This is a genomic window from Acidovorax sp. GW821-FHT10E03 (genome assembly GCF_059415205.1).
Genome location: NZ_JBWKMU010000008.1, coordinates 171,725 through 186,269 on the forward strand (window position 1 = coordinate 171,725; position 14,545 = coordinate 186,269).

The following is a 14,545-nucleotide window of genomic DNA, read 5'->3' on the forward strand; positions in this document are numbered from 1 at the left end:
GGTGGATGTGAAGAGGGTGCGGACAGCAGCGTCAGAACTGCAATTGCAGTGCCGGGTATAGCGCGACAAAGCGGGCGTAGCGCTCGGCCAGCAGGGCTTGTTGTGCGGGCTGGGGGTCGAAAGTGGCGTCGGCGGGCAAGGGCTGGCACCAGTGGGCCTCGTCGCCACCGCAGGCCATGGCCGCCAGCCGCGCCGCGCCCAGGGCGGCAGCAGCATGTGCACCCTGCGGACGCTGCAGCGGCGTGCCCAGCGCGCTGGCCAGCAATTGCGCCCAGGGATTGCTGCGGGCGCCGCCACCGACCAGTGCCAGGGCGTCCTCACCCTCACCCTCACCGATCGCCCCGAGCGCACGGCCGTGCCCTGCCCCGACCGCCCGCATGGCGTTGAGCCCGTCGAGCAGGCCAAAGCCCACGCCTTCCATCACCGCATGGGCCAGGTCCGCCGCTTCGTGCTCGGCGCGCAAGCCCATGAAGACGCCGGTCGCAGCCGCGTTGTTGTGCGGCGTGCGCTCGCCACTCAGGTAGGGCAGGAACAGCGGCGCCTGGGCCTGGCGGTGGGGGCTGAGGGCACCCACGGCATCAGACAGCCGGGCTTCATCGCCCTGCCCCGTGAGCCGCGCGGCCCAGCCAAACGCACTTGCCGCACTGAGCATGACCGACATGTGGTGCCAGCGCTGCGGCAGCGCATGGGCAAAGGCGTGCACGGCGCGTTCGGTGGCGGGCGCAAAGGCGTCCGTCACCCGGAAGACCACGCCTGACGTGCCCAATGACACAAAGCCCTGCCCGGCGGTGCGGGCGCCCACGCCCACGGCGCTGGCGGCGTTGTCGCCCGCGCCTGCGGCCACCACCACGCCCCCGCTCAGGCCCCAGCGGCGGGCCACATCGCTGCGCAGCGTGCCCGTGGGTGCACTGCCCTCGGCCAGCGCGGGCATGTGCGAGGCATCGAGCCCGCAGGCCCGCAGCATCGCGGGGCTCCAGGCGCGGGCCTGCACATCGAGCCACAGCGTGCCCGATGCGTCGGACATGTCGCTCACCGCATCGCCCGTGAGCTGCAGGCGCAGCCAGTCCTTGGGCAGCAGCACCGTGCGGATCTGGCCGAACAAGGCCGGCTCGTGCGTGCGCAGCCACAACAGCTTGGGCGCGGTGAAGCCGGGCATGGCGAGGTTGCCGGTGACCTGGCGCGCGGCGGGCACGGCCTGCTCGAGCGCGGCGCATTCGGCGCTCGCGCGGCCATCGTTCCAGAGAATGGCGGGGCGCAGCACCTGGCCCTGCGCGCCCAGCACCACGGCGCCATGCATGTGGCCAGACAGCCCGATGCCGCGCACCCGCGCCCATGCGGCGGGGGCTTGGGCGCGCAGCTGCGGCACGGCGGCTTCCACGGCGGCCAGCCAGTCGGCCGGGTGCTGCTCGCTCCAGGTGGGCCGAGGGCGGTGCTGGGGCACGGCGGCGTCGGCCATGGCGATCACGGCCTGCGTTTCGTCGAGCAGCAGGAGCTTGACACCCGAGGTGCCCAAATCAATTCCGAGGTACATGGGTGATTGGCAGATTTCAGTGGTTCAAAGTGGAAGCCAGGCCCCCGCCGCACGCAACCGGCGCGACCCAGGCCACAGATGCCCGGCAAGGGCCGCCCCGCAGCGAAGGCGCCCCGCCACTTCAAGGGGCCTTTCCGAATCTTCCGGCCCCCTGTTTGCGGTACTCGCTGGGCGTCATGCCCTTGATGTCCAGAAAGCGGCGGTTGAAGTTGGCCATGTTGTTGAAGCCCACGTCGTAGGCGATGTGGGTGATGTAGCGCTCGGTCTCCATCAGAAGCTGGCACGCGCGGTTCACGCGCACCAGGTTCACGAAGTCGGTGAAGGTGTTGCCCGTGGCACGGCGAAAGAAGCGGGAGAACCGGCTCTCCGTCATGCCCAGCTCCTGTGCCAGGTCGGCAGCCGACAACGGGTCGGCCAGGTGGTCGGTGATGCGGCTCACGATGGCGTTGATCTGGTCGAGCTGGGTGTCGTTGTCCTCGCTTTGCAGCTGGGTGCTCGACAGCAGTCGAAAGTCGGTGCAGCGGGCCAGGTCGCTCAGGAATTCACAGAACGCGCCAAACCGGGCCAGACCCTGGCGCGCCTTGATGCGGTGCCAGTGTTCCTGCGCCTGGGCCTCCATGCCAAAGAACTCGATGCCATGGCGTGCGCGCTCCAGCAGGGGCAACACCTCGCGCAGCTCGGGGATGCTCTCGCTGCTGGCGACCAGCGGCGCGTGCGAGAACTGGATCACCAGGTCGCGCAGCGGCACGCCGCCTTCGGGCAGGTCCATGCTGATCCAGTTGTGCGGCAGGCGCGGCCCGGTCAACACCAGATGGCCGGGCTGGAACTGCCCGATCCAGTCGCCCACGAACACCTTGCCCGAGGTGGCGGTGATGAGGTGCAGCTCATACTCGTCGTGGTAGTGCCAGCGCGCCAGCGGCGTGGGAAACCCATGCGACAGGCACCGGATGAAACCTGCGGCCTCGGGCGACTCGTACCCGAGCTCGGGAAAGCGCACGTAGTCGTGCTCCAGCTCGGGCTTGGTCTGGCGCGGAGAGACAGGCGTCGTCTTCACGGTCATGGCGTCATTCCTGTGGTCGGGCCGCTCAACTTACACCAACCCCTGGCGTTCCGCACGCCCGGCCACGAAGGCCTGCACGCGGGCAAAAGCGTTGCGCAGCGTGGCAACCAGCCGCGGGTTTGAGGCCATTTCGCCCCACAGGGTGGTATCCGCGGCATAGGCGGCGACCAGGTCCGGCGCATCGCAGATCGCATGCGCCACGGCCGGGTCCATGGCCTGGTCCTGGTAGGTGTAGGGGATCTGCCCCGCGTGCCAGCGCTGCAGGTAGGCCAGGAACAGTGCGGGCAGCATGGCCACGCTGTCGAACGGCGCGTTGCGCGCCAGCTTGTCGCGGATGGTGGGCGCGATCATGCCGGGGATCTTGGAAAACGCATCCATGGCCACGCGCTGGTTGGTGTCCGCAATCGCAGGGTTGCCAAACCGGTCCAGCACCACGTCGCGGTAGGCCTCCAGGTCGATGGGGCACGGCAGCAGCACCGGGATCGCGTCGTCGGTCACGTAGTCGTAGGCCAACTGGCGGATGGCGGCATCGTGCGTGCCTTCGTGGATGTACTGGTAGCCCGCCAGCGTGCCCGCCCAGGCAATGCAGCTGTGGGTGGCGTTGAGCAGGCGGATCTTGGCTTCTTCGTACGCCTGCACCGAATCGACCATCTCGACTCCGACCCTTTCCCACGCGGGGCGGCCTGCGATGAAGTCGTCTTCGATCACCCACTGGATGAAGCTCTCGCCCATCAACGCGGCCTGGTCGTCCCAGCCGGTGGCGGCCTTCACGCGCTCGGCCACGTCCGGCGTGGGGCGCGGCGTGATGCGGTCGACCATGGCGTTGGGGCTGCTCGTGTGCTCCTGCACCCAGGCCTTGAGCGCGGCATCGCCCAGCGCGTCGATGAACTGCAGCAGGCCCCCGCGCGAGCGGTCGCCGTTGTGGCGCAGGTTGTCGCAGTTCATCAGTGTCACGGGGCCGGCACCGGCGGCCCTGCGCGCGCGCAGGATGCTCACCAGGCCGCCATAGAGGGTGTGGCCCGCCTGGCCCGCCTTGACGGCGGCGAGGTCGGCGCGCAGGTCGGCAAAGCTGGGCCAGTCGAGCTGGTCTTGCGCATCGAGGTAGTAACCCGCCTCGGTCACCGTGAACGAGATGATGCGCGTGGCGGGGTCGGCACCTGCGGCGATCAGCGGGGCCAGGTCGTCCCGGTAGGGGATCACGCGCTGGATCGATTCAATGACGGTGTAGCTGCGCTCGCCCTGGGGCGTGACGGTTTCCAGCGTGTAGCGGCCGCCCTGGGCCTGCAGCGCGGCGATGGTGTCGGCCATGTCGGCGCGCAGGTTGCCGCCCGCAATGGCCCAGCCGGTGTCTCCCTGCTGGCGCAATGCGTGGACGTAAACGGCCTGGTGGGCGCGGTGGAACGAGCCCAGGCCCAGGTGCAGGATGAAATTCATGGTGCGTGAATGCAGGTGTTTAAAGATCGAAGTTCGTGGGCATCATCACCACGTCGCGGATGGTCATGCCACGGGGGCGCGTGAGCATGAACAGCACCACGCTGGCCACTTCGGCCGCTTCAATGAGACTGCCGCTGGCCTTGGCCTCTTCCAGCTTCTCGGCCGGCCAGTCGGCGAGCAGCGAGGTGATGACCGGCCCGGGCGAGATGGAGCCCACGCGGATGCCGTGCTTGAACACCTGGCGGCGCACGGTCTGCACGAAGCAGTTCACGGCCCACTTGGACGATGCGTAGACCGGCTCCCATGGCGTGGGGAAATGCGCGGCCAGCGAGCTGGTGACGATGATGTCGCCCGTGCCGCGTTCGATCATGTGGGGCAGCACGTTGTGCACGTTCTTCATCACCACGTTGACGTTGAGGTTCAGCATGCGGTCGATGGCGTCGGGGTCGGCGTCCACCAGATCGCCGCCGACGTAAAGCCCGGCATTGGCGTGGAAGATGTCGAGCTGGCCGGCGAGGGCCAGCGTGCGCGCCAGCAGGCTGGCGCACTGCTTGGCGTCCAGCAAGTCCAGTACCAACGGCAATGCGCTGGCACCGATCGCAGCGCAGGCCTTGGCCAGCGCGGCTTCGTCGCGGTCGATCATCACCACGCGCGCGCCCGCGTCGGCCATGGCTTGGGCACTGGCGAAGCCAATGCCCGATGCAGCGCCGGTGATGGCCGCCACCTTGCCTTGCAGTTCTTGTTCGAGGGTCATGGTGGTCATGCGGTCTGGCGGACCACCACGCGGCCTGCGGGGTCGAACCAATGGGCTTGCGATGCGTCGATGTCCAGGCTGACCGCATCACCGGCGCGCAGGCTGGTGCGGTCGTTCTGGCGGGCCACGAACTGTGCGCCCCCTGGCGTGCTCACATAGATCAGCGTCTCGGCACCCAGCGCTTCGACCAGGTCTACCTGGCCGCCCACCGCCGTCACGCCGGTGTTGCGCACGGTGATGTTCTCGGGGCGCAGGCCGATGGCACCGCCCTCGGCGCCCGCAGGTGCCTGCTGCTGCACCGGTGGCGGCAGCTGCGGCAGGGGCACCACGTTCATCTGCGGCGTGCCGATGAACTGGGCCACGAACTGGTTGGCGGGTTGGTCGTACAGCTCGAGCGGCGTGCCCACCTGCTCGATGACGCCGTCGCGCAGCACCACCACGCGGTCGGCCAGGGTCATGGCCTCCACCTGGTCGTGCGTGACGTAGATGGTGGTGGCGCCCAGGTCGCGGTGCAGCTTGGCGATCTCCACGCGGGTCTGGCCGCGCAGGGCCGCGTCGAGGTTGGACAGCGGCTCGTCGAACAGAAACACCTTGGGCGCGCGCACGATCGCACGGCCGATGGCCACGCGCTGGCGCTGGCCGCCCGAGAGTTCCTTGGGCGTGCGCTGAAGGTACTGCGTGAGGTTGAGGATGCGTGCAGCGTTCTGCACCTTCTCGTCAATCACCTGCCGGTCCACCTTGGCCAGCTTGAGCGCGAAGCTCATGTTCTCGTACACGCTCATGTGCGGGTACAGCGCATAGCTCTGGAACACCATGGCCAGGTCGCGCTTGCTCGAAGGCTGGTCGGTGATGTCGCGGCCGTCGAGCATCAGCGAGCCGCCGTCGATGGCTTCGAGCCCCGCGATCAGCCGCAGCAGCGTGGACTTGCCACAGCCCGAGGGGCCGACGAAGACGATGAACTCGCCTTGCTGGATGGTGAGGTCGATGCCCTTGATGGCGCGGTGCTCACCGAAGAATTTCTCGATGCCGCGCAGTTGAAGGTAAGCCATGGAATCGGGTTCCTGAAAACTTGAAAAACTGTGGGGAAGACAGGCTGCGGATTTACTTCACCGCGCCGAACGTGAGACCCTGCACCAACTGCTTCTGGCTGAACCAGCCGAACACCACGATGGGCGCAATGGCCATCAGCGACGCGGCGGACAGCTTGGCCCAGAACAAGCCTTCGGGGCTGGAGTAGGACGCGATCAGCGTGGCCAGCGTGCCGGCCTTGGCGGCGCTGAGGTTCAGGCTCCAGAAGGCTTCGTTCCACGACAGCACCAGGCACAACAGGCCGGTGGATGCCAGGCCACCCATGCCCAGCGGCAGCAGCACCAGGCGCACTTCCTGCCACAGGGTGGCGCCGTCCATGCGAGCGGCCTCCAGGATCTCGCGCGGGATGTCCTTGAAGTGCGAGTACAGCATCCACACCATGATGGGCAGGTTGGACAGCGCGAACACGATGATGAGCGCGAGCTGCGTGTCGAGCAGGTGGCTCTTTTGCGCCAGCACGTAGATGGGCACCAGCGCGCCCACGGCGGGCATCATCTTGGTGGAGAGCATCCACATCAGGATGTCCTTGGTGTACTTGCCCTTGAAGAAGGCCATGGCATACGCCGCGGGCGCTGCCAGCATCAGCCCCACCAGGGTGGACAGCACGCTGGTGATGACCGAGTTCCTGGCGTACAGCAGGTAGTCGCTGCGCTCCTGCACCTCGTGAAAATTCTCGAGCGTGGGGATGAAGAACAGCTGCGGCGGCACGGCGATGGCCTGCAGCTCGGTCTTGAACGCGGTCAGCAGCAGCCAGGCCAGCGGGAAGAACAGCAGCAGGGCCACGCCCCAGGCAGCCGCGGTGCGCAGGGCCAGCAGGCCCAGCGGATAGTTGGAACGGCGTCGAGCAGTCATGGTGGTGCTTCGGTTATTTGTCGAGGTTCTTGCCGACCATGCGGATCAGGAACACCGCCGCGATGTTGGCCAGCACCACCGCGAACAGCGCGCCGGCCGAGGCCACGCCCGCATCGAAGTTGAGCAGCGCCTGCTTGAAGATCAGGAAGGTGACGTTGGTGCTCGCATCGCCCGGCCCGCCACCGGTGGTGGTGTAGATCTCGGCAAAGATGCTGAGCAGGAAGATGAGTTCGATCATCACCACCACGGCCACCGAGCGGGCCAGGTGCGGCACGTACAGGTAGCGCAGCTGCTGCAGGTAGTTGGCGCCGTCCATGCGCGAGGCCTCGAGCTGCTCATGGTTCATGCTTTGCAGCGCGGTCATGAAGATCAGCGTGGCAAAGGGCAGCCACTGCCAGGAGACCATGACGATCACCGAGAACAGCGGGTGGTCGGTGAGCCAGTCCACCGGCTGCGCGCCGAAGAACATCCACACCTGGGCGAGCACGCCGTAGATGGGGTTCATCATCATGTTCTTCCACATCAGCGCGTTCACCGTGGGCATGACGAAGAACGGCGAGATCAGCAGCACCCGCACGATGCCCCGGCCCGCGAACGGCTCGTTGATGAGCAGCGCGATGGCGATGCCGAACACCACCGTGATGAGGATCACGCTGCCGAGCAGCAGCAGCGTGTTGACCACCGCCGTGCCGAACGAGGGGTCGGTGACGAAGTACTCGAAATTCTCCAGCCCGGCAAAGCCGGTCTGATCCGGCTGCATCAGGTTGTAGCGGATGAGCGAGAAGTAGATCGTCATCACCAGCGGCACGATCATCCACAGGAAGAGCGTGGCCATGGCTGGCGTGAGCAGCAGGCGGGGGAGCAGGCGGCGGTTCATGGTGTTTCCGAAAGGGCGACGGGGCCGCCATGGTGAATGGCGAGCCCCAGGATCAGCACTGGTCAATCCACGGATGGGCAGTGGGCGGCGGAGCCTCGGTGGCCCCGGCAGCCTTTACTTGTAGTAACCAGCCTTCTTCATTTCCCGGTCCGCAGACACCTGGCTGGCCTTCAGCGCCGCGTCCACCGTGGTCTTGCCGGCCAGCGCCGCGCTCATCTGCTGGCCCACCGCGATGCCGATGGCCTGGAACTCCGGAATCGCTGCGAACTGCACACCCACGTACGGGCTTTTGGGCAGGGTCGAATCGGTCGGGTTGGCCGAGTCGATCGCGACCTTCTCGGCGGCGGCAAAGCGGGCGGCCTTCTGGAATTCAGGCGATGCGTAGGTGCTCTTGCGCGTGCCGGTGGGCACGTTGGCCCAGCCGTTGGTCTTGGCGACCAGCTGGATGTAGTCCTTGCTGGTGGACCAGGTGATGAACTTCTGCGCGGCGTCGACCTTTTTCGAACCGGCGGGGATGGCCAGGTTCCACGACCACAGCCAGTTGGCGCCCTTGGGCGTGTTCATGGTGGGCGCCTGGGCAAAGGCCATCTGGTCGGCCACCTTGGACTGCTTGGGGTCGCTCACGAACGATGCCGCGATGGTCGCGTCCACCCACATGCCGCACTTGCCGGAGTTGGTCAGCGCCAGGATCTCGTTGAAGCTGTTGGCCGACGAGCCGGGTGGGCCGTAGTTTTTGAGCAGGTCGACGTAGAAGGTGATCGCGTCCTTCCAGGGCTTGGATTCGAGCTGCGGCTTCCACTGCATGTCGAACCACTGGCCGCCGAAGGTGTTGACCAGCGTGGTCAAGAACGCCATGTTGTCGCCCCAACCCGGCTTGCCGCGCAGGCAGATGCCGTACACGCCGTTCTTGGGGTCGTGCATCTTGGCGGCCAGGTCCTTGATCTGCGGCCAGGTGGGGCGCTCGGGCACCTGCACGCCGGCCTTGTCGGCCAGGTCCTTGCGGTACATGAGCATGGAGCTTTCGCCGTAGAACGGCGCGGCGAACAACTTGCCGTCGATGGACAGGCCGCCCCGCACGGCGGGCAGCAGGTCGTCCACGTCGTAGGCGGCGTCGGTCTTCAGCTCCTGCAGCCAGCCCTTCTTGCCCCAGATGGGGGCTTCGTACATGCCGATGGTCATCACGTCGAACTGGCCGCCCTTGGTGGCGATGTCGGTGGTGACGCGCTGGCGCAGCACGCCTTCTTCGAGCGTGACCCACTTGAGCTTGATGTCGGGGTTCGCCTGCTCGAAGTTCTTGCTGAGCTTCTGCATCTCGATCATGTGGCCGTTGTTCACGGTGGCGATCACGAGCTCGGTCTGCGCGCTGGCGGCGCCGCACAGCGACGTCAAAGCCAGCGCAACGGCGACGGCCAGGCGCTGGGGCATGGTGACAGGGGTGGAATGTGGCATCGGAAAAGTCTCCTCGGTCGTTGGTATGGGAATCTGCCTTTCAACACCGGCGCAAGGCATGCAGGCATTGACGGACTGAACGATACCGATGCTGCGATGCTCGATTGGTACTCCAGACGCCTCCACAAATACTAATTTGCACCAGATACTCAGGATTTATACCTAGATGTGTCAACAGGGTATCTAACCGACCGGGAAGAGCGGGGCCGGACCCCAACACGGTTGAAGTCGCGAATGCCCCGAATCACTATCAAATTAATAGCTATTAGCGCTTATCCATCAAGCGGCAGAGGCCGATTCAATCCACATCCCAAGCACCACGCCCCACGGAGGCGACGTCAACGCCGCCCCTTCCTCCATCCATCTGCCCGTCCGCCCACGGCAGCACGGCTCCCCGTCAGAAATCCACCGTGGCAGACAGCGTCACCGTGCGGGGACTTCCCACATACAGCCAGTTGCCGGAGCCACTGGACCAGTAGTTGCGGTTGAACAGGTTGTCCACGCCCGCGCGCAGCACCAGCGGCCGGCCCCACGCCTGGGTCTTGTAGCGGGCACCGATGTCCCAGCGCGTCCAGCCCGGAATGCGCCGCAGGTTGGCGGCGTCCACATGCTGCGCGCTGCTGGCGATCATGCGGGCCGACAGCGTCAGCCCTGGAACGGCAGCCACGTCGTGGTCGCTGCCCAGGTTGAGTTGCCAGCGCGACACATTGGGCGCGGCGTTGCCGTTGTAGGTGCCGCCTTCGGTTTTGGTCAGCCGGGCATCGTTGAAGGTCACGCCGCCCAGCAGGCGCGTGCCCCGCGCCATCTCGCCAAAGACATTGAGCTCGACCCCGCGGTTGCGCTGCTCTGCACCGACCTGGTAGGTGAACGTGCCGTCGCCGTTGGAGGCCACGAGCCCGCTCGGCTTCTGGATGTGGAACAGGCTCGCCGTGGTGCTAAAGCGGCCCCAGTCGGCCTTCACGCCCACCTCCCGCTGCTTCGTGCGGACCGGCGGAAACACCTGCCCGGCATTGGTGGTGCCCAGTGGCGCTGAATCGCCCTGGACCAGCCCTTCGATGTAATTGCCGTAGAGCGATACGTGCGGCTGCAGCTTGAACACCGCCGCCAGCGCCGGCGTCACCGCGTGCTCGTCGTACGCGGTGCTGCCGGCCCCGGTGGTGGTGTCGTGCTTGACGACCTTCACGCGCTGGTAGCGGGCGCCCAGGGTGACGGACAGGCGGTCTTGCCACAGCGAGACGGTGTCAGACAGCGCTACGGACGGCAGCTGCAAGGAATCGGTCTGGGGCGGCCGCGATGAGAAACCGTCGATGGACGGACGCGCGGTGGCCGCAGGTGCGTACATGTTCGTGGCGAAGCTGTCGAAGCCGTAGTACTGCGCCGTGAAGCCGCTGTCCTTCTTCAGGTACGACGCATGCAGGTGAATGCGGTGCGTAAGCTCGCCGGCACGCACCATGCCTTGCAGCCCGCCTTGCAGGGTGCGGTAGTTCGTCCAGTTGGGCCAGAAGTACGTGGTGGCCTGCGCATCGCCCTGCACGCTGGTCACGAACACGTCGGTGGCGAGGTAGCGGGACCGCGTGTGGCTGCCACCCGCGGCTGCAGAGAGCGTCCAGTCCGGGGTAAGGTCGTACTCGGCTTTGGCCAGGAGGTAGTTGCTGCGCGACCTGGCGAACTCCCAGTCCTGCGCGATGCGATGGCTGGCCCGGGGCGGCCTGGGGATGGAAATGCCGTCGTCGATGCCAAAGCCCGCGGCGCCTTGCGGCGCTTCGTTGTTCATCGTCTGGTGGCCGGCATCCACCGAGGCCCGCAACTGACTGCCCCGGTAGTCCACGGCCAGCGCCGCAGCGCCCAGCTCGACGGACTGGCCCTGGGTAGCGGTCTTTCCGTCACGGTAGATGCCGTTGAAGCGCACACCCCACTGGTGGTCGTCGCCGAACCGGCGGCCCACGTCCAGGTGGCCGCCCAGGTTGCCTCTGGACAGGTACGTGGTGGTCAGGCGTGTCAGCGGCACATCGCCCGCGCGCTTGGGCACCAGGTTGATGGCGCCGCCCACCGCGCCGCCCGCCCCGGGCGCCATGCCGTTGAGCAACGCGTTGGGGCCCTTGAGCACCTCGACGCGCTCGGCCGCTTCGACCGCCACGGCACGGTTGGTGGCGATGCCGCCGATGCCGTCGAACAGCACCGAGTCCTGCACCGAGAAGCCGCGGATCAGAAAGATGTCGCCCCCCGCAGCAGCGTTCGTCAGGCTGTACGACACCGTGCGCACGGACGGGTCGTTGGCCAGCACATCGGCCACGGTGATCGCCTGCTGGTCCTGCATGAGTTCGGCCGTGTAGCTGGTGATGTGAAACGGCGTGTCCATCAGGCTCTGCGGACCCAGCAGGCCGACCCGGCTGCCCGTGGCAACTTGGCCGCCGGCATGGGCGGGCGGCAAATCGCCGGGCGCTGCCTCGGCGCTGGCCGTCACGGTGACGGCCCCCAGGGTGGCGGCATCGCTGAGCCGGGGTGCCTGCGCTGCAGGGCGCGATGCCTCGCGCAGCGTGAAGACGCCGCCCGTGGTCTGCCGCAGCTCCAGCCCCGAACCTGCCAGCGCGCGGCGCAGTGCCTCGGGCGCATCGAAGCGGCCTCGCACGGGCGCCGCGTTGCGGCCTTCCACCAGCTGCGCATCGGCGGTGAGGGGCAGGCCCGCGTCACGCGCGATGCGGTTGAGGGCCGCCCCCAATGGCCCGGCGGGCAGGTCGTAGTCGCGCACTGCCGCAGCGCTGGCCGTGGCCGCAGGGGCCTCTGCCGTAGCTGGCTGTGCGGTCACGGCAGAGGCGCCCAACGCGAGCAGCAGCGCCGCAGCGCAAGGGTTCAGCGGAAAGGGGAGAACAGCAGAGGGCATGGGTCAGGCTCCGAAACGGTCACGTCAGACAAGAGGGGTAACCGCGCCGATGCACGGTCTCTGTCTGATTGCCGAACGGGTGCCGAAAAGTGAGAGGGGGCCGGGGCGATTTCTTTTTTGGGCCGGCATCGCAGGTGGTGGGAGGCCAGCTGGCAGCGGCGACCTGCACCGACCGGCGGTTGTCGAACCGGCAGAACAGGTTGGGCTGGTTGATCTGGACTGAACTGACTGGAACCGTCGATCAGTTGCACCAAGTCACTCATCTTTTGATAGCTACCAGCGCTTTCCCATCAAGCAGTAGCGGCCGATTTTCCTTATATTTTCATCCTCAGGGCGCAGCACGCGGCTTGAGCGTGACCCACCAGCGCGTGGTCCAGACCACATCGACCGGCACGGCCGCGGTCAGCGCCAACAGGGCCTGGTCGGTGTCCGCCAGGGGCAGCGTGCCCGTCACGCGCAACCCGGCCACACGGGGGTCGACACCCAGGTGGCCGACCCGGTGCCGCGCGAGCGTTGCCACCACCTCGCCCAAGGGTTGGTTGTCCACGACCAGCATGCCGTCCTTCCAGGCGTCGGCATCGGGCGGGGCTGCCCACGGGTCCACCCGCCCGCCCTCCAGCCGCGCGCCCTGCCCGGCCGACACGATGCGCTCGGCACTGCACGGCTCGGATGCTGCTGCCGCACAGGTCGCCGGGCGGGCCGCGACGGCCGACTGGGTGACTGCGACCTCGGTGGCGGGCGTGCTAAGGCTCTGCGCCCCATCGGTGCCAGTGGCTTGCGCCTGTGGCCAGCGGCGCACGGTGAAGCGGGTGCCCAGGGCGCGCAGGCTGCCGTCCTCGGTCAGCACGACGAACGGGCGCCGCTCGGCCGGGTCGGCATGGCTGGTTTCTACCGCGACCTCGCCCGTGCGAAGGTGGATGGTGCGCTGGTCTTGGCTGAACACGACGTCCACGGCGCTGCGGGTGTTCAGGTGCAGCACGGTCTGGTCGGGCAGCACGATGGTGCGGCGCTCGCCGGTGGCGGTGCGGTGGTCGGCCAGCAGTTGGCCCACGGGCTGGTGGCGGTCCAGCACCAGCACGCCGCAGGCCACCGCCAACGCCAGGCCCAGCACGGCGCCCACCACACGGGCAGGACGGCGCCGGCGCGGTGGCAGCAGCAAGGCTGCGCGGGCTCCAGGCCCTGCGGCGGCACGGGCCAGGTGCTGGTCGATGTCGCCCAGCTGGCGCCAGGCGCGGGCATGGTCGGGGTGTGCCGCCAGCCAGTCGTTCAGGGCTTGGGCGTCCGCCGGCGACGTGGCGCCCTCGCCCTGGCGCAGTTGCCAGCCGATGGCGGCCTCCAGCACGGCAGGCGGCACGGGGTGGTCGTCGCCTGCGCCGCCAGGCAAGCCGCCCGTTGTCCAGCCCGCGCTGCTCACGCCGCGCCGCCAAAACGCAGGTGGTAGGCGTGGCGCATGGCGTTGGCCAGGTACTGGCGCACGCGGGGCACCGACACCTGCAGCTGCTCGGCGATCTCTGCGTGCGTGAGACCGTCGAGCCGGTTCATGAGCCATGCCGCGCGCGTCTTGGGCGTCAGGCCCTGCAGCAGTGTATCGACCGCGTGGAGCATCTGCACGGCGGCCAGGCGCTCTTCGGGGGATGGCTGCAGCACCTCGGGCTGCAGGGCCAGGTCTGCCAGGTAGGCGCGTTCCAGTTCACCCCGGCGCCAGAAGTCCACCAGCAGCCCGCGTGCCACCGTGGTCAGGTAGGCGCGCGGCTCGCGCATCGCGTCGGGGGCGATGGCGGTGGGCCGTGCGAGCAGGCGCACGAAGGTGTCCTGCGCCAAGTCGGCCGCGTCGTCGGCACAACCGAGCCGCCGGCGCAGCCAGGACTGCAGCCACCCGTGGTGGTGGCTGTAGAGCGCGTGCAGGGGGTGAGCGGCAGACATGGCGTGACGGCCTTTTTGAGAATGATTCTTGATTATAGAAACACATTCCCGCCCAGCCCCTGGGCACGCCGCCATCCGGCAGACCGGCTGCGCGCTCAGCGCCGCGCGTTTTCCATCATCGTGGCAACGTGGGCCGGCAGGGTCTTCGGGGTCCCCAGGTCCTGCACGTCCCATTCCTCCCCGCCGGTCAGCAGCCATACGCGTACCGAGTCGGTGGCGGCGTGGACCACGATGGCGGCAGCCTCCGTGTCGCCTGCGTCCGGCCGGTTACCGGTGATGTAGAGCATGGAGCCGTCTTGCCGCAGCGGCCCACTCACCTGCAGGTTGTCCAGCAGCACGTTGTAGTTGGCGAGACCGAGCAGCCCACGCAGCCGCTCGGCCAGCGGGCCGGCACGCAGGAAGTCTGAGCCCCCGACCGGATAGTTGCCTACCTGGGTTTGCAGGTTCGCCCAGGGATTGGCGGGCGCGGCAGGTACCTCGTTGGGCACAGGACGCGCGACCTTGCGCGGCGCCGTGGGCGCCGTGGGTACCGTGCCCACGCAACCCGGCAGCAGCACAGCCAACGCAAGAGCGGCCAGCACGGCGCTTGACAAAGGGGCTGGAGAGATAGGGCGCATGATCGGGGGCTTCTTTCTAAAAAGGGCAGCTGGGCGAAAAGGTCTGCGAGCTTAGCCGGTTCCTGCCGGCAGCCGCCC

The 14,545-nt window shown here is 67.7% G+C and carries 12 protein-coding genes; all 12 read right to left on the reverse strand.

Annotation, left to right across the window (positions count from 1 at the left end):
- Window positions 1-31: 31 nt before the first annotated feature.
- The 12 genes from xylB to AC07OD_RS15845 all read right to left on the reverse strand — a co-directional run bounded on the left by xylB (window position 32) and on the right by AC07OD_RS15845 (window position 14,467).
- Window positions 32-1,531 (reverse strand): xylulokinase, encoded by a 1,500-nt coding sequence (gene xylB, locus AC07OD_RS15790; protein WP_494597428.1) that lies wholly within the window; start codon window positions 1,529-1,531, stop codon window positions 32-34.
- A gap of 121 nt (window positions 1,532-1,652) precedes the next feature.
- Window positions 1,653-2,591, reverse strand: coding sequence for an AraC family transcriptional regulator (locus AC07OD_RS15795; protein WP_218297734.1), 939 nt, complete (start codon window positions 2,589-2,591; stop codon window positions 1,653-1,655).
- A gap of 30 nt (window positions 2,592-2,621) precedes the next feature.
- Window positions 2,622-4,025 (reverse strand): D-arabinitol 4-dehydrogenase, encoded by a 1,404-nt coding sequence (gene dalD / locus AC07OD_RS15800; protein ID WP_494597429.1) that lies wholly within the window; start codon window positions 4,023-4,025, stop codon window positions 2,622-2,624.
- Between the two features lie 19 nt (window positions 4,026-4,044).
- Entirely contained in the window at window positions 4,045-4,779 is a 735-nt protein-coding gene (locus AC07OD_RS15805; protein WP_218297736.1) for an SDR family oxidoreductase, read from the reverse strand.
- A gap of 5 nt (window positions 4,780-4,784) precedes the next feature.
- A complete protein-coding gene (locus AC07OD_RS15810; RefSeq protein ID WP_494597430.1) occupies window positions 4,785-5,828 on the reverse strand; it encodes an ABC transporter ATP-binding protein in 1,044 nt (347 codons plus the stop codon).
- A 52-nt stretch (window positions 5,829-5,880) separates the two neighbouring features.
- The gene (locus AC07OD_RS15815; protein ID WP_218297738.1) at window positions 5,881-6,720 is read right to left on the reverse strand and encodes a carbohydrate ABC transporter permease; all 840 of its coding nucleotides are present in this window, start codon (window positions 6,718-6,720) and stop codon (window positions 5,881-5,883) included.
- 13 nt (window positions 6,721-6,733) lie between these two features.
- Window positions 6,734-7,597: a carbohydrate ABC transporter permease gene (locus AC07OD_RS15820; protein WP_369642826.1), complete on the reverse strand. Its 864-nt coding sequence runs from the start codon at window positions 7,595-7,597 to the stop codon at window positions 6,734-6,736.
- Window positions 7,598-7,711: 114 nt separating this feature from the next.
- On the reverse strand, window positions 7,712-9,046 hold the full coding sequence (locus AC07OD_RS15825) for an ABC transporter substrate-binding protein (protein WP_056413437.1): 1,335 nt from the start codon (window positions 9,044-9,046) through the stop codon (window positions 7,712-7,714).
- 397 nt (window positions 9,047-9,443) lie between these two features.
- Entirely contained in the window at window positions 9,444-11,927 is a 2,484-nt protein-coding gene (locus tag AC07OD_RS15830; protein WP_494597431.1) for a TonB-dependent siderophore receptor, read from the reverse strand.
- Between the two features lie 328 nt (window positions 11,928-12,255).
- A complete protein-coding gene (locus AC07OD_RS15835) occupies window positions 12,256-13,341 on the reverse strand; it encodes a FecR domain-containing protein (protein ID WP_494597432.1) in 1,086 nt (361 codons plus the stop codon).
- Window positions 13,338-13,850 (reverse strand): sigma-70 family RNA polymerase sigma factor, encoded by a 513-nt coding sequence (locus AC07OD_RS15840; RefSeq protein ID WP_218341555.1) that lies wholly within the window; start codon window positions 13,848-13,850, stop codon window positions 13,338-13,340. The genes AC07OD_RS15835 and AC07OD_RS15840 overlap by 4 nt, the downstream gene beginning before the upstream one ends.
- A 95-nt stretch (window positions 13,851-13,945) precedes the next feature.
- Window positions 13,946-14,467: an Ivy family c-type lysozyme inhibitor gene (locus AC07OD_RS15845; RefSeq protein WP_218297743.1), complete on the reverse strand. Its 522-nt coding sequence runs from the start codon at window positions 14,465-14,467 to the stop codon at window positions 13,946-13,948.
- Window positions 14,468-14,545: the final 78 nt, after the last annotated feature.